The sequence below is a fragment of the Gilliamella sp. BG1 genome (genome assembly GCF_046635625.1).
GTDB classification, from domain to species: Bacteria; Pseudomonadota; Gammaproteobacteria; order Enterobacterales; family Orbaceae; genus Gilliamella; species Gilliamella bombi.
On the sequence record NZ_JBIDFG010000010.1, the window covers coordinates 31,397 to 47,404 of the forward strand.

The window sequence follows — 16,008 nt, forward strand, 5'->3', positions numbered from 1 at the left end:
ATTAAACATGAGTCGTAAAGTTGAAATCACAGTAGGATTATTTATGGTACTGGTCATTTGCTCGGTACTTTTTTTATGTTTCCGTGTAACGGATCCAACATCATTTGCTAGTCATAATTCATATCGAGTTTATGCTGTATTTGATAATATTGGCGGATTAAAAGCACGCTCTCCAATCAAAATCGGTGGCGTTGTGATTGGTCGAGTCAGTAATATAACACTAAAATCATCAGATCTTGATGTATATAAACCCTATGTAACAATAGATATTGATGCACAATACAATCAAATTCCAGTTTCAAGTTCGCTTTCAATTAAAACATCAGGTTTATTAGGTGAACAATTTATTGATATTAACTTTGGACTTGATAAAAGTACTGAATTAGAACTTGATTCATTGGATAGCGAAGGCACAAGCAACAATTTGCCAACAAATAATCATGAACCAGCTTATTTTCATGATGGTTTTGTAATATACAACACTAAACCAGCAATGGTTATTGAAGACTTAATTGGTCAATTCCTTTATAGTACTGGAGGTTCGACCGATGATAAAGATAAGAAACAAGATACACAAGATATAAATGAAAATTAAGGAGTTTTGTTACTATGTTAACCAAATTTAAACACACTATTTTTTTTGCATTAGCTTTAATATTTAGTGCTAATGCGTTTGCTGAAAATGATCCTTATAAAGAGATGGAAATGGCTGCTAATAAGATTTTTAGCACCATGAATGCACAATCTGCGACATTAAAATCAAATCCTAACAAACTAAAAGAGATCGTAAGAACAGATTTATTACCTTATGTACAAGTAAAGTATGCTGGCGCATTAATTTTAGGTAATTATTATAAAAGTGCTACAGATGCGCAACGTAAAGCCTATTTCGCTGCTTTTGAAAACTATTTGGTACAAACTTTTGCTCAAGCATTATCTATGTATAATGGCCAAACTTATCAGGTTGAATCGCCAAAAGATTTAACAGGCAAAACGCTTATCTCTATTCGTGTTTTATTAAACCAACCTAATAAAAACCAACAACCATTGCGAATTGATTTCCAATGGCGTAAAAACTCTGTCACTGGCGAATGGAAAGCTTATGATTTAGTTGCAGAAGGCGTCAGCATGATCACCACCAAGCAAAATGAGTGGTCAACAATTTTACGCCAAGATGGTATTGACGCATTAACTAAACAATTAACTGATCTTTCAAATCGCAATATTGACCCAAACGCTAAACCAAAAGGCTAGCCATAATGTCGCGAATAAAAACAGAAAAACAACAAGAAATATTATCTTTACAGGGTGAACTTGATGTTCACTCTTTAAACGATTTGTGGTCAACACAAAATACTATTTTAAATGGTGTAAATTGCATTGATGTTGCGCAACTTACTCGGGTTGATTCTTCAGGGCTCGCAACTTTAATTTATTTTTGCAATAAATATCATGTAAAGCTCAAAGGTATTAATCCTCAGCTACAAACATTAATTACATTGTATGATCTACAACCTGTAATTAATATTTAAAAAATGTTAAGTTTTATACTGAAACACATAGTTACCTGAAACTTTTTAACAAAAAATTCCCCCATAATTTACATTAATGATGAGTATGAATAATGGATAAACAAGAAATTATAAACAAATTAAAAAATTCGCTTGAACTTGATGATGTACATGTCCTAACCGATGATGGAAGCCATTTCCAAGTTATTGCTGTAGGAGAATTATTTGCCGATTTAAATCGAGTGAAAAAACAACAAGCAATCTATGCCCCTTTGGCTGAATTTATTAATGATAACCGTATTCATGCGCTTTCTATAAAGACTTATACCCCCACTGAATGGCAACGTGAACGCAAACTTATGGGATTATAACCATTTCTTAGCATGATAATCCCTTGAATTAATTGTTTTCGCCACCATATTATGTTGTATCAATAGACAACACCATTTGTATAAAGGTATCGCTACATGACTAATCCATTATTAACAGATGCACCATTACCCCTTTTTTCACAAATTAAACCCGAACATGTTTTGCCTGCTATACAAGAAACTTTAAAAAACTGCAGAAATACCATTGAAGCAGTATTAAAGCAAAATAGCCAATATACTTGGGATAACTTAATTCAACCAATTGATGAAGCAGACGAAAAATTTGGACGAGCTTGGTCTCCAGTTAGTCATCTTAACTCAGTTAAAAATAGCCCTGAATTACGTGAAGCTTATGAAGCTTGTCTGCCATTACTATCTGAGTACAGCACATGGGTTGGGCAACATAAACCTTTATATCAAGCTTATAAGCAACTCAAAGAAAGCGAACAATATGCTACTTTAACCAAAGCACAGAAAAAAGTGGTTGATAATGCACTACGTGATTTTGAATTATCTGGAATTGGCTTACCCGATGACAAACAGAAACGTTACGGTGAAATTGTTGCAAAATTATCAGAATTATCCTCAAAATATAGTAACAATGTGCTCGATGCCACCATGGGATGGTCAAAATTAATTACCGATATCAAAGAACTATCTGGCATGCCTGAAAGTGCGCTTTCTGCCGCAAAAGAACAGGCTAAATTAAAAGATAAAGAGGGTTGGTTACTAACCTTAGATATACCTAGTTATCTTCCCGTCATGACCTACTGTGATAATCGTGATTTACGATTTGAACTTTACCAAGCCTATAATACTCGTGCGTCAGATCAAGGACCAAACGCAGGTAAGTGGGATAACACTGAAATTATCAAACAAATCTTAACGCTTCGTAATGAGCTTGCACTATTACTAGGCTTCGATAATTATGCTAATAAATCACTAGCAACAAAAATGGCAAGCTCAACCAACCAAGTGATTGAATTTTTGACTAATTTAGCAACTAAAGCTAAACCTCAAGGTGAAAAAGAGTTAGCAGATCTTAAACGTTATGCTTATGAGTTTTTTGGCGCAAGTGACATCAAACCATGGGATATAGCTTATTATAGTGAAAAGCAAAAACAGCATTTGTACGCTATCAACGATGAAGAATTGCGTCCTTATTTCCCTCAACAACGAGTTATTAATGGTTTATTTGAAGTAGTGCATCGCATTTTTGGTATTACAGCCAAAGAGCGACAAGGCGTTGAAGTTTGGGATCCTGAAGTTAAATTTTATGATCTATATACAGCTAATGGTGAATTAAAAGGTAGTTTCTATCTTGATTTATATGCACGAGAACATAAACGCGGTGGTGCATGGATGGATGACTGCATTGGTCGTATGCGTTTTGCTGATGGTCATGTACAAAAACCCGTTGCCTATTTAACCTGTAACTTCAATCGCCCTGTTGGCGACAAACCAGCACTATTTACACACGACGAAGTTACAACCCTTTTCCATGAATTTGGTCATGGTTTACACCACATGTTAACCGAAATTGATACTTCGTCAGTTTCTGGTATTAATGGGGTGCCATGGGATGCTGTTGAATTACCAAGTCAATTTTTAGAAAACTGGTGTTGGCAGCCTGAAGCGCTTGCATTCATATCTGGGCATTATCAAACTGGTGAACCGTTACCAACTGATATGTTAGAAAAGATGCTAGATGCTAAAAACTATCAAGCAGCACTATTTATTTTACGCCAATTGGAATTTGGTCTTTTTGACTTTAAATTACATACACAAAAAGATCCTGATATTTTAAATACATTGGCTGAAATAAGAAAGCAAGTTGCGGTTGTTCCTACCGTTGAATGGGGAAGATTTCCACACGCATTTAGCCATATCTTTGCTGGTGGTTATGCTGCTGGTTATTATAGCTATTTATGGGCAGAAGTATTATCTGCTGATGCATTTTCACGTTTTGAAGAAGAAGGTATTTTCAACGCTAAAACAGGCAATGCATTTCTTGATAATATCTTGTCACAGGGTGGTAGCGATGAGCCTATGACATTATTTAAAAACTTCCGAGGCCGTGAACCTCAACTTGAAGCATTACTTCGTCATTATGGTATCCACTAATTCTAACTTTGCTCAGCTAAAATTATTAGCTGAGCAGTGGTTATCCACACATGCTGATCTTCCATTTACTCTTGTTACCCAAAACAATCAACTTGAGTTACAAAAAACTGACGAACCAAAACTAGGGGCAATATGCGTAAACTTTGTTTCTGGAACAATGGCTCATCGTCGCCAATTTGGTGGTGGACGTGGCGAAGCAATTGCTAAAGCAGTAGGTATCAAAGGTGAGTATTTACCTACAGTTCTTGATACCACAGCAGGGCTTGGTCGAGATGCATTTGTTTTAGCATCAATCGGTTGCCATGTCACTATGTTTGAAAGACATCCTGTTGTTGCTGCATTGCTAGAAGATGGCTTGCAGCGTGCCTACCAAGATCCCAAAATCGGTAGTTGGCTTGAGCAACATTTACGTTTAATTTATCATTCAAGCATTGAGGGATTGAGTACTTACCCTGAAAAACCTGATGTTATTTATCTCGATCCAATGTTTCCACATCGACAAAAAAGTGCGCTTGTCAAAAAAGAGATGCGCATTTTTCAACAATTAGTGGGCAGTGATAATGATGCAGATAGCTTATTAAAACCAGCAAGAAAATTAGCAAAAAAACGGATTGTAGTGAAAAGACCCGATTATGCACCATTTTTAGCCAATCAAAAACCGACGGCCGAAATTAAAACTAAAAATCACCGTTTTGATATATATACACCTTTAGAGTAATACAAGGATATTGTTTAAATTATGCGATTAGATAAATTTCTCGCTCATCACTTAGGCGCTAGCCGCACTATTGTAACCAAAGAACTCAAAGCTAAAAAAGTGACTGTCGATGGTGAAATTATAAAATCAGGTGCTTACCAGTTATTACCCGAGCAAGTGGTTGAGTATGATGGTTATGAAATCATACCCGTAACCAATAATCGTTACTTTATGCTTAATAAACCTCAAGGTTATGTCTGTTCGACTGATGATCCTGACCACCCTACTATACTTTATTTTATTGATGAACCAATGCCTGAAAAATTGCATGCAGCAGGTAGACTTGATCTTGATACTACAGGACTTGTTCTACTTACTGATGATGGTAAGTGGTCACACCGTATTACATCACCCAAACATCATTGCGAAAAAGTCTATATCGTCACAGTTGAACAGCCATTATGTATTGAACTGATTGATATATTTAAAAATGGTATCCAATTAAAAAATGAGAAATCACTTACCAAACCAGCGAAATTAAATATTATTGATGACTTTCACGCTGAATTAACTATTAGTGAAGGACGATATCATCAAGTTAAACGCATGTTTGCAGCAGTCAATAACCATGTTGTTGAATTGCATCGCAAACAAATAGGTAAGGTAATTCTTGATATACCTGAAGGTGAATATCGACCACTTTCACAAGATGAAATCGACTCGTTTAATTGACACATATAATTTACATTAATCTTAATAGCAACTTTCCATTTAGATAAATGAATATTTTTTAAATAATTTTATCTCATTTATATGACATCTTTTTAGGTGTATTTTAAAAAATTTGAAGGAAGTATGACGTGCCAACTCAAGATTGTTTAAGTGATATCAAAATTTCCAAACAAGCGCTTATTTTTATCCTTGGATTACTTTCTATGTTGATGCCTTTATCCATAGATATGTATTTACCTAGTATGCCAACGATTGCACGCGACTTTAATGTAACCGATGGCACGGTACAGCTAACAATTAGTTGCTATTTATTAGGATTTTCTGTTGGACAACTTTTATTTGGACCACTCACAGATAGTTATGGGCGTCGTAATGTTCTCATTTTGGGTCTAATTATTTTTATAGTTGCGGCGTTAAGCTGTGGTATTGCCAACAATATTAATCAATTAATTACAGCTCGCTTTTTCCATGGCATTGCGGCAGCGGCTACAGCAATAGTCATTAATGCGTTAATGAAAGATATTTATCGTGATCGTGACGAATTTTCTAAAATGATGTCATTTGTCATGCTGATATCCAACGTAGCACCATTACTCGCACCAATTATTGGTGGATTTATTTTATATTGGTTTAATTGGCAAGCCAATTTCTACACTATTAGCCTAATTGCTTTGACTTGCTTTGGTCTAGTGATCGCATTTATTCCTGAAACACTTACAAAAACAAAACGCAATAAATTTAGTTTAATTCGTATTTTAAGTAATTTTATTACACTGTTCAGGCATCGCCAAGTATTAACTTATATGATGTTAGGTGCATTTTCTGGAGCTGGATTATTTTCATTTTTAAGCTTAGGACCTTTTGTATATATGAATCTACACGGTGTTGCATCAACTAATTTTGGCTACTACTTTGCATTCAATATAATAGTTATGGTGTTTATGAATACATTAAATAGCCGTTTTGTTAAACATGTTGGCTCGATTAAAATGATGCAGTTCGGTCTTTTGGTCCAATTTGTTATGGCAATAGGCCTTACCATCGTAACATTATTTAATCTCGGATTTGCCTATCTTGTTATTTGCATTGCAGGATATATTGGTTGTATGTCAACCATTGGTGGAAATAGTATGGCAATCGTTTTAGACTTTTATCCCTATATTGCAGGTACAGCCTCATCTCTTGCCGGTACAATTCGTTTTGCAATCGCTGGAGCAATAGGCATATTATTATCATTATTGGTATCAACTCCAACTGCACAATCCATAACGGTCAATAATACAACAGAGTGGCTAATGGTTGGCTCTATGGTGTTATGTAATTTTATTTCTGTGAGCTTATTTTTGAGTGTCAAAAATAATAAAAGGTAATAATTATGATCTATCAACTAGGTGATTTACATCCACAAATTCATCAAAATTGTTTTATCGCAAAATCTGCTGATATCATTGGTGATGTCGTTTTACAAGAGGGTGTTTCTATTTGGTTCAACGCTGTTTTACGCGGTGATATTGCTCCCATACATATTGGTAAAAATAGCAATGTGCAAGATAACACTACCATCCATATTGAAACAGATATCCCTTGCATTATTGGCGAGAATGTCACTATTGGGCATAATGTTATCCTACATAGTTGCACCATTGAAGATAATGTATTAATTGGTATGGGTAGTACTATATTAAACAATGCTAAAATTGCAAAAAATTGCCTTGTTGGCGCCAACTCGCTAGTAACACACACCATACCTTATGAAGAAGGTTGTTTAATTATGGGATCACCCGCAAAAATTATCCGCAAATTAACTAAAGCTGAAATTACAGCAAATATCACTAATGCACAACGATATGTACAAAATGGTATAAGATTTAAAACTAGCCTACTTCCTGTTGCATAATAACCCAACAATAAATTGCGTTTTAAACAGTATTGGCTCTGTGAGCAAGCACAATTTATGATAAAATGCCAGCTATTTTAATAGCAATAGTTTTTAGGTACTTGTTTGAAAAAGCCCAAAATTACAAAAAAACAGATCATCACTCAATTGATTCTACTAACAATAATAGGTTTATCTGTTTGTTTATTTCTATCGCAATTCAGTTACGATCCATCCGATCCAGGTTGGTCTCGTACAGCTTGGCACTACCCTATTAGTAATTTTGGCGGTTATATTGGTGCATACATCTGTGACGTTCTTTTTCAATTTTTAGGCTTTATTGCTTATAGCCTACCTTTTATCGCTATTTTTATTTGTTTACAGTCAATCGTTTATTTTTATAAACATGCTAATGATCCTATAAACTACTTTAGTCTCTCATTTCGGATTATTGGTGTGTTAGCATTTATATTTAGTGCTACAGGATTTTTTGCTTTAAATATTGCTGATTCTGAACAATTTGAAGCGGGCGGTTATTTAGGTGCGATTGTCATCGAAAGCCTTTTACCAATTATAGATAGTATTACTTTATCCTTAATTCTTCTTGGAACTTGCTTGGCCTGTGTCACATTATTAACTGGATTATCATGGTTGAATCTAATTGAAAAATTAGGTGCTTTTGTCATGATTTTACTACTACCGATTAGATGGTTAATTAAGCCTCGCACAGCCAATAAACTTAAACAACCAGATTCACTAAACGAGAAACCAATAGCACAGACTGATGAGGAAATAAAAGATCCTCAATTTACAATACCTTTTGATACAAAACTAGATAAAAAATCAGATGATGATATCAATATCATTCCAACATCAAATACTATCTCTAGTGTTGAAACAACTCAAAATCAGACTGCAAATACCATCATATCGGCTGACGATAAAACAATCTCAATAAAAACAACCGATGAATTAATCAAATCATCCCACAAAGATACTCAAGTACCGCAGTCAACAACAGCGCCCCTAACAAGTGATAATCCACCAAATAAAGAGCTCGATCCTAACGAGATTTTATCTCGCCTTGAATCAATTATTCAAAACATGAATGGAAACAAAGCTACTCCAGAGCAAGAGCAAACCTTGTCTTCATCAATAGAACAAATAAAACAGGTAATACAAACACAAAAATCAGAAGAAAAACTACCATTCGATGAACCAGAAAAATACACAATTTCAGATGCACCAAGTAAACCACTGTTTACATCAGTACACAACGAACCCAAAATTAATTTTACTAATGAACAAACACCGTTTGAATCATCCATCAACCTTTCAGCTATAGAAACAACTGAAACCAAACAACCATTTATTCAAGAACCACAGGTTATTACAAGTACAAAAGACACTGCATCTATAGAAGATATAGAAAACATAACAGATACAGAGACTGAAACTGAAATAAAAGAAGTGAAAGCAGACGTAGAGCAACTAGAATATGTTGACACTGAAGCGCTAAAAAAAGCAAATCCAATTATTGACGATATCTATCCTGAAGAAGATCGTGTTGAAGATATTCAACATAATCATTTCAATGAAAATGACGAAGATAGCTTAATTCATCCGTTATTAAGACGTAATGATAAACCGTTACCTAAACCGACTACGCCACTACCGTCACTGAACTTATTAACTACGCCACCAACAGCTCGAATCGAAGTCGATCATGGTGCCTTAAACGCAATGTCGGAACTGATTGAAAAAAGTTTATCGGATTATCGAGTGAAGGCAAAAGTGGTTGATTATTTACCGGGACCGGTGATTACTCGATTTGAAATTGAACTTGCACCAGGTATCAAAGCGGCACGAATTTCAACGCTAGATCGTGACTTAGCACGATCATTATCAATGCCATCGGTTCGTGTAGTTGAAGTTATTCCGGGAAAACCTTATGTAGGTATTGAATTGCCCAATAAAAATCGTCAAACAGTCTATTTTAGAGAAGTCTTAGACAGCCCTCAATTTAAAGATGCTCAATCGCCGTTAACTGTCGTATTAGGGAAAGATATCGCTGGGCAATCAGTGGTTGCTGATCTTGCTAAAATGCCTCATTTACTTGTTGCTGGAACTACTGGCTCGGGTAAATCAGTTGGTGTTAATGCGATGATTTTAAGCATTTTATATAAATCGCAACCTGAAGATGTCAGGTTTATTATGATTGACCCCAAAATGCTAGAGTTATCTATTTATGAAGGAATACCACATTTATTAACACAAGTGGTTACTGATATGAAAGATGCCGCTAATGCATTAAATTGGTGTGTTAACGAAATGGAACGACGCTATCGTCTAATGTCAGCATTAGGTGTGCGTAATATTGCTGGTTATAACGAAAAAATAAAACTAGCAGAACAAATGGGCAGACCAATTCCCGATCCACTTTGGAAACCAACTGATAGTATGGATCTTAATATGCCAACACTCGAAAAATTACCCTATATTGTGGTCATGGTCGATGAGTTTGCTGATTTGATTATGGCTGTCGGTAAAAAAGTCGAAGAACTAATTGCTCGGCTTGCTCAAAAAGCGCGAGCAGCAGGTATTCATCTAGTTTTAGCCACACAACGTCCATCGGTGGATGTCATTACGGGCTTAATCAAAGCGAATATACCAACTCGTATCGCTTTTACAGTATCAAGCAAAATTGATTCTCGTACTATTTTAGATCAAATGGGAGCAGAATCATTACTTGGTATGGGGGATATGCTTTATTTAGCCCCTAATAGCTCCATTCCAATTCGTGTTCACGGTGCATTTGTGCGTGATGAAGAAGTGCACGCCGTTGTGCAAGATTGGAAAGCACGTGGCACACCAAAATACGTTGAAAATGTCACAGTTGCGACCGATGATAGCGAAAATGGCAATTCCAACTCGTCAGATGAAGAACTCGATCCATTATTTGACCAAGTTGTTGCTTTTGTCATAGAAACACGAAGAGCTTCTATCTCTAGCGTACAACGAAAATTTAGAATTGGCTACAACCGAGCAGCCCGAATTGTCGAACAAATGGAAGTAGAAGGCATTATTAGCGCACCAAGCCATAATGGAAATCGGGAAGTACTAGCTGTATCAACACATAACGATTATTAGTTTTATCACACACCAATCCATTTAAAAGAGTGGCTTGGTGTTTACATCATAGCATCATGCAAATTAATTAAATCGAATCCCTATAGGTAACCAATAGTAATGAGTGATTATTCTCAGCAAGTAGCATTATTAGAATTACAACTCAATAATGACCCTAACCGATGTTTACCAGCGCAATTAGCAACTAAAGCATTAATCAAAGAAATTTGCTTATCACCAAAACCCGGATTAGTTGATATGAATAATAGTGGAGCACATCGTGATATGGATTTCCAAACCTTTATTCAAAGTATTAGTGCTATTTGTGTCTGGTTTGAACGTTTTTACCAATATGGTAAAACATCAGCTTTGCATAAAAATCAACTTTTTTTAGCTGGCATTAGACCAATTGGTATTAATTGCGAACAAGCGATGTTTAAAGCCACCAATCAAGTTAATACTCATAAAGGCGGGATATTTGCCTTTGGTTTGTTGCTCGGCGCTATTGGCAAGTTAGAGCAATTAAACTTACCAATCAATATACAAAGCATTTGTAACGAAGTTTCATCCATTTGCCAAGGCATTGTTCAAAGCGAGCTAAAACAAAATAATCTAACAAATTCTGTTGGTGAAAAGCTATTTAAACTCCATAACCTTACAGGAGCAAGAGGAGAAGCAGAATCAGGTTATGCAACAGTTAGAAATATCTCACTGCCTATCTTTCAACAAATGCAAAAGAACGGCTATGATGAAGAAACTTGCTTATTACAAGCGATGTTACATTTACTTGCTTTTAATCAAGACACTAATGTAGTTTCACGAGGTGGACTTGATGGCTTGACCTTTGTCCAAGAACAAGCGAAAAAACTCATCAAACAAGGTGGCGTAATCAATCCCAAAGTACGAGAAAATTTATATCATCTTGATAGTGAATTAATAAAACGTAATTTAAGCCCTGGCGGATCAGCGGATTTAATTGCGATTACTTGGTTTTTGTCTCAATATAATGGATAAAACAAGACAATAAAAAGATAAGATTTATTGATATAAAAAGTAATTAAAAATAACAGAATTTAATATTTAACACTATTCTCCAATTAATTTTGGGGCTTTAATATCGGCCCCAATTAATATAACCAAAGATGAGTAATAATTATTGATTAATAAAATAACTCACCTTATGTGCTTCAGTCGGTAATGGAACTTCCCATTTATTTAATAACCGCTGAATTGCTTTATTTGGCAACGTAGTATCTCGTGCTGAATTACGGCGATACAACTCTTTTTCTGGTTGTTCAAGATAGACAATTTCCACATTCGCATGATAAGCATAAAGCAAATCGAGTGCTTTTTGACGCATTTCTTGCGATAAGTGGGTCGCATTCCAAATAAAAGGTTGTTTTGTTCTTAACCACTGTTTAACCTTTGCTAACACAAACTGAATAACCAGCCCTTCGTTTTCACCGTGCTTTAGTTTTAGCTCAGATCTAGCATCATCATAAGAAGCAACATCCCATGTTGGATAATGTTTACTCACCCAACTATTTTTACCCGATGCAGGTAAACCAGCTAGCATAATCACCTTAGATCCTTCTTGAGGATATAATGCATAATCGGGTAATACATTACTACCTCGAAAATATTCGATACGAGTATAATCATCAACAAATTGGCGAGGTTGATATAAACACCCTTCTTCAAGTGCCAATTGCCTAAAGAGTTCAACTTCATCAAGCGCTCGGCGTTTATCAGCACAAATACGACCTTCCATATCTGCTTTAGCTTGCAAACACAACATCCAAATAGGCAATTGCCACGATAAGCGGTGAATTAAATATTCGGGTGATTTATTTCTTACGCCATCACTTAAAGCAAAAAAAGGCACTTGATGTACACTAATAATTCGGCAGATTTGTTCCCGCAAATCAAATGGCACCCCCATTCGCCATAATAATATACGACTACGGATCTCGCCTTTTTTGGAATGCCTTGGTTGTGTAATTTTACCTGTCAACTCATCTATGACGGTGGTTTCTGGCTTAGCGATATCATGTAATAAAGCAGTCATAAATAATACAAACTGCTCATCTTCTGTTGCGTTGGTAAACTCTTCTTGCGTTAATAATGCACGCACAACCATTTGCGTATGAACCCAAACGTTCCCCTCTCCATGATGCGAGGGATCTTGTGGCGTTATTATTAAACTATTCAATTCAGGAATACAGGTTAACCATGGGCTAAAATCATCTGTTGCCAACGTACTTGCTATTTGTTGTTTTAGTACTTGGTAATTCATAATTTACCCCCGTTTAGGCATCCATTATTCCAATTCACTGTTAATTGAGGTGTATATAACTCAACACCTTGAGCCAATTGGTTTGGAATAAAAGGCTGTTCACTATGATGTTGCCCTGCATCTAAAATCGCCTGAACAAAATCCTGCCTAACCCATTTTAATCGATCAATGGTTTGTTCTTCCGATTCGATTTTAAGATATAACCCTTCCATCAAGTCAGAGTTATCGCATTGTTGCCAAGCTTTGCTTAAGTCAAGCCTTTCACGTATCACGATTTGTTCAAAGCAAGTACGCCAATTAGCGGTTTTAGCCAAAGATGGTTTGACTAACGCCAATAAATCGCTCAATTTAGAAGGTGCAATCCCTGCAAACAACACAGGCACCGATAAAACAGGACCATCAGCTAATAATTGATGTCGCTTTAGGGTAGATAAAAAACAGTTTTGTTGTCTATCCCAAATATCAAACTCGCAAAAATAGTGCGGTAAAGCATCATAAAAAATAGCATGTTTTTTGTGTAACCATTCACCATAAAGAATATAGCGATCTTCTAAACGCTCAAGTAACCAATATTCATGCACGCAAGCCCAATGCTTTAAAAGGTTGAATTGGCGTTCTCGTGAACCACCTATTAAGTAATGTCCTCGAGATTGAAGCAACAGCTCACCACTAGCTGAAAAACTGATAGCACAGTTTGCACCGTCAAGTTTTTCTTCAATAACAATATATTGACCAGCTAATTGCTTATAAGGACGTTGTCCATGTTCACTATCACCAAACTGTAAGCGTGAGCTTTCTAGGTGCGGTGTTCGTGGATATTTAATTAATTCTAAATTTTGAATATAAGATTCCATTGTCATAATGTTTTCTCCAAAAAAATAAGGGAAAACCGACAAGGCAAAAATCTATAGATTGAATTGCAACGAAGGGGCTTAGATAATACTAAGCAAAAGACAATATGATAGAAGATACCAAGTCGGCATTAAGATAAAGTGTTAACTACAGGCATTTTGCCACCTCGCTATAACAAAAAATTCAGGTTAAAAAAACGGCGCTATTATCAACAGTTGCTCATGCTTTGTCAAGTTTAATTATAATAAATAATCATTTATGGAAATAACTAATTATAAATTATTTGTTTTTGCAAAAAATACAAATAAAATCAACACTCTAACTGACTATTTTTGCTACAGCCCTTTATCAGCTCTGGGCTTATTCTAATGCTAGATTAATGACTATATTAACCTTTAAGTGTTGTGAAAAATCGAAATGTTTTTCTATAAAACAGCTTAGATATTAAATTGATTTTATTAAATTTTTATTGGTTATTTTTTAATGGAATTAAATAATTATAGTCCGTTTTTGGGGATTTTGTATTTAAGTAAAGTCTATGTGGATGAGGTTAAGTTTCGGACGTTTTAACCTTTGGGAAAATAAATAACGCTAGAGTCAACATCCGAAACATTACCGAACAAATTACATTTAAAACTTACCCTTTTAATGCCAACCATGCCTATGCGTAGTCGGTCGGGAGCATTTTTTGACTTTCAGTCATTAATGCAGTCATACCTGCTCAGCGTCCAACTGAGCGGGGGCTGGATTCTTTGTTAGATTACCTCTATTTGTACCAAAATCGCCCCTTCGCCCTAAGGATTAAGTAATAAAAGCTAAAAACTAAGGTGTGGTGCAAACAGCATAATAGCCGAAGGTGGCACCCATGTTATTGCTATTGATATAGCCAGTGTCGGAGTAGACATAAAACTGACTGTTAGATATGGCATCACTCATCCAGTAACCATAGTGGGAGTGGGTGCTGTAGGCGAAGTCCGCATCAGCATAATGAGACATGTAACCCCACTCCGTGAAAAATCCAGCTCCAATTCGACGCTGGTAACCATTCCAAACTGAAGGCGGTGTGGCGCCAGAAATAGGAACACTAGCTGTTCTGACTGCATTGGTTAAATCTCTTATCTGCGAAAGACGATACCCCAAACGACTACACCATGTTGTTTGAACAGAAACTGTATCGTATTTACTTCCTCGGTTAACAAACCACTGCTTTAACTTAAATCCATACCTCACCACTACATTATTACTACGATCCCTCCCCACTAACTCAAAGGTCTTCGGTAACCTTGGCTTAGCTATTTGATTAGGTTTAGGATTGTTCCATTGATTTCTTGCCTCTGGACCTGTTAGCTTAACACGAGCTACGGCTTTTCCCTTATCCCAATTAGGAATCCACCTATCATTAGGCACAACATTGGTCACTGTTGCAGTGATTCCCTCATGCGTGACAGGTGCCCATGTCAATTCATTTATATCTACTCCAGTTATGAGTAAATCAAAATATAAATTATGCGCACCTGTAGTTGGGAAATTTAAATCGTAAGATGATGAACTTGTAGATTGAGTTAGAAAACCTTTAGTAGTACTCCATATGCTAGATGGACCAGCGAATTTAGGATTGTCGTTAGAATCGATACCAGTCGTACCACCATATAGCAAATTCGGCCTGACCGAACAAATAACTGGTTGTGGCGGCGGAGTGATATAATACACCGCAGTACCTTCACTGAAAGTACTACTTTTGGGCACGCCATACTGCGTTGCTAAACTACCTCCCGTACTACTTAATGTTATCTTATAAGGTGCCTTACAAATATCTAAAGCATCACGACGACTAACGGTATTACCATTTTTATCCATAAATGATACCGATATATTCCCCATTGCCGTTACCTGATTATCACCATCATCATCGCCCCATTTACCTTGTGTCACCAAATCATTTAAGCTCACTGAATCAGCTGGCTGGACTATCATATCGATATTAGCCAAAGTATCCCCTATGTTAGGTAACTCGATTGGAACTGTCGATGATGAAGGATTATTTTGCGGTGTGAATGTTCGTCCATTTGATAATTTAATAGTTAATAAGTCATCTGTTTTAGTCACTTTAGTAACACCGCCATCAAAAGTTAAATAAGGCGCAGTACCGTGAATGCGCTCAGAAGTCGTTGCCGACAAAGCCTGCGATTCTATGGAGTACGGCAATAACAACAATAGCGCTAATACCAATGGAACTTTTGAAAATAATTTTATGGATAATTTCGAAGATATAAATGAGTTTCGTGCAAAAACTCGTCGAATAGGGTTATTAGATAAATTTAAGACGTAGGTTAGCTTGTGCCTTGTGCCTTGTGCCTTGTGCCTTGTGCCTTGTGCCTTGTGCCTTGTGCCTTGTGCCTTGTGCCTTGTGCCTTGTGCCT

The 16,008-nt window shown here is 36.2% G+C and carries 13 protein-coding genes and 1 pseudogene; 11 read left to right on the forward strand and 3 right to left on the reverse strand.

Annotated elements, in window-relative coordinates; genetic code table 11:
* The first annotated feature begins 7 nt into the window (after positions 1–7).
* The 11 genes from mlaD to citG all read left to right on the forward strand — a co-directional run bounded on the left by mlaD (position 8) and on the right by citG (position 11,454).
* Positions 8–595 (forward strand): outer membrane lipid asymmetry maintenance protein MlaD, encoded by a 588-nt coding sequence (gene mlaD, locus ACGH80_RS06660; RefSeq protein WP_085164251.1) that lies wholly within the window; start codon positions 8–10, stop codon positions 593–595.
* A 14-nt stretch (positions 596–609) separates the two neighbouring features.
* A complete protein-coding gene (gene mlaC / locus ACGH80_RS06665) occupies positions 610–1,254 on the forward strand; it encodes a phospholipid-binding protein MlaC (protein ID WP_065589436.1) in 645 nt (214 codons plus the stop codon).
* 5 nt (positions 1,255–1,259) lie between these two features.
* Complete coding sequence (locus ACGH80_RS06670) at positions 1,260–1,532, forward strand: STAS domain-containing protein (protein ID WP_296208569.1); 273 nt, start codon at positions 1,260–1,262, stop codon at positions 1,530–1,532.
* Positions 1,533–1,624: 92 nt separating this feature from the next.
* On the forward strand, positions 1,625–1,882 hold the full coding sequence (locus ACGH80_RS06675) for a BolA family protein (RefSeq protein ID WP_065560910.1): 258 nt from the start codon (positions 1,625–1,627) through the stop codon (positions 1,880–1,882).
* Between the two features lie 96 nt (positions 1,883–1,978).
* Positions 1,979–4,006 carry an oligopeptidase A gene (gene prlC / locus ACGH80_RS06680; RefSeq protein WP_411630728.1) on the forward strand — a complete coding sequence of 676 codons (2,028 nt, stop codon included), beginning with the start codon at positions 1,979–1,981 and terminating at the stop codon, positions 4,004–4,006.
* Positions 3,993–4,724: a class I SAM-dependent methyltransferase gene (locus ACGH80_RS06685; RefSeq protein WP_411630729.1), complete on the forward strand. Its 732-nt coding sequence runs from the start codon at positions 3,993–3,995 to the stop codon at positions 4,722–4,724. The genes prlC and ACGH80_RS06685 overlap by 14 nt, the downstream gene beginning before the upstream one ends.
* A gap of 21 nt (positions 4,725–4,745) precedes the next feature.
* The gene (rsuA, locus tag ACGH80_RS06690; RefSeq protein WP_296300461.1) at positions 4,746–5,435 is read left to right on the forward strand and encodes a 16S rRNA pseudouridine(516) synthase RsuA; all 690 of its coding nucleotides are present in this window, start codon (positions 4,746–4,748) and stop codon (positions 5,433–5,435) included.
* Between the two features lie 128 nt (positions 5,436–5,563).
* A complete protein-coding gene (locus tag ACGH80_RS06695; RefSeq protein WP_065589432.1) occupies positions 5,564–6,805 on the forward strand; it encodes a Bcr/CflA family multidrug efflux MFS transporter in 1,242 nt (413 codons plus the stop codon).
* 5 nt (positions 6,806–6,810) lie between these two features.
* Positions 6,811–7,332: a gamma carbonic anhydrase family protein gene (locus tag ACGH80_RS06700; protein ID WP_034911455.1), complete on the forward strand. Its 522-nt coding sequence runs from the start codon at positions 6,811–6,813 to the stop codon at positions 7,330–7,332.
* A gap of 105 nt (positions 7,333–7,437) precedes the next feature.
* On the forward strand, positions 7,438–10,461 hold the full coding sequence (locus tag ACGH80_RS06705; protein ID WP_411630730.1) for a DNA translocase FtsK 4TM domain-containing protein: 3,024 nt from the start codon (positions 7,438–7,440) through the stop codon (positions 10,459–10,461).
* Positions 10,462–10,560: 99 nt separating this feature from the next.
* Positions 10,561–11,454, forward strand: a complete 894-nt coding sequence (citG, locus tag ACGH80_RS06710; RefSeq protein WP_065636796.1) for a triphosphoribosyl-dephospho-CoA synthase CitG — start codon at positions 10,561–10,563, stop codon at positions 11,452–11,454.
* Between the two features lie 139 nt (positions 11,455–11,593).
* On the opposite strand, the gene ACGH80_RS06715 is transcribed toward citG, so the two are convergent.
* The 3 genes and pseudogenes from ACGH80_RS06715 to ACGH80_RS06725 all read right to left on the reverse strand — a co-directional run.
* Positions 11,594–12,736, reverse strand: coding sequence for an AAA family ATPase (locus ACGH80_RS06715; protein ID WP_296302533.1), 1,143 nt, complete (start codon positions 12,734–12,736; stop codon positions 11,594–11,596).
* Positions 12,733–13,596, reverse strand: a complete 864-nt coding sequence (locus tag ACGH80_RS06720) for an RNA ligase family protein (RefSeq protein ID WP_411630731.1) — start codon at positions 13,594–13,596, stop codon at positions 12,733–12,735. The genes ACGH80_RS06715 and ACGH80_RS06720 overlap by 4 nt, the downstream gene beginning before the upstream one ends.
* An 814-nt stretch (positions 13,597–14,410) precedes the next feature.
* Positions 14,411–16,008, reverse strand: a pseudogene (locus tag ACGH80_RS06725) (hypothetical protein); the annotation flags it as partial.

Coding starts and splice junctions, on each gene's coding strand:
- ACGH80_RS06675 (WP_065560910.1), top strand. CDS start 1,625: ATGGATAAACAAGAAATTATAAACAAATTAAAAAATTCGCTTGAACTT.
- mlaC (WP_065589436.1), top strand. CDS start 610: ATGTTAACCAAATTTAAACACACTATTTTTTTTGCATTAGCTTTAATA.
- citG (WP_065636796.1), top strand. CDS start 10,561: ATGAGTGATTATTCTCAGCAAGTAGCATTATTAGAATTACAACTCAAT.
- ACGH80_RS06670 (WP_296208569.1), top strand. CDS start 1,260: ATGTCGCGAATAAAAACAGAAAAACAACAAGAAATATTATCTTTACAG.
- ACGH80_RS06715 (WP_296302533.1), bottom strand. CDS start 12,736: ATGAATTACCAAGTACTAAAACAACAAATAGCAAGTACGTTGGCAACA.
- ACGH80_RS06720 (WP_411630731.1), bottom strand. CDS start 13,596: ATGACAATGGAATCTTATATTCAAAATTTAGAATTAATTAAATATCCA.
- prlC (WP_411630728.1), top strand. CDS start 1,979: ATGACTAATCCATTATTAACAGATGCACCATTACCCCTTTTTTCACAA.
- mlaD (WP_085164251.1), top strand. CDS start 8: ATGAGTCGTAAAGTTGAAATCACAGTAGGATTATTTATGGTACTGGTC.
- rsuA (WP_296300461.1), top strand. CDS start 4,746: ATGCGATTAGATAAATTTCTCGCTCATCACTTAGGCGCTAGCCGCACT.
- ACGH80_RS06685 (WP_411630729.1), top strand. CDS start 3,993: ATGGTATCCACTAATTCTAACTTTGCTCAGCTAAAATTATTAGCTGAG.
- ACGH80_RS06700 (WP_034911455.1), top strand. CDS start 6,811: ATGATCTATCAACTAGGTGATTTACATCCACAAATTCATCAAAATTGT.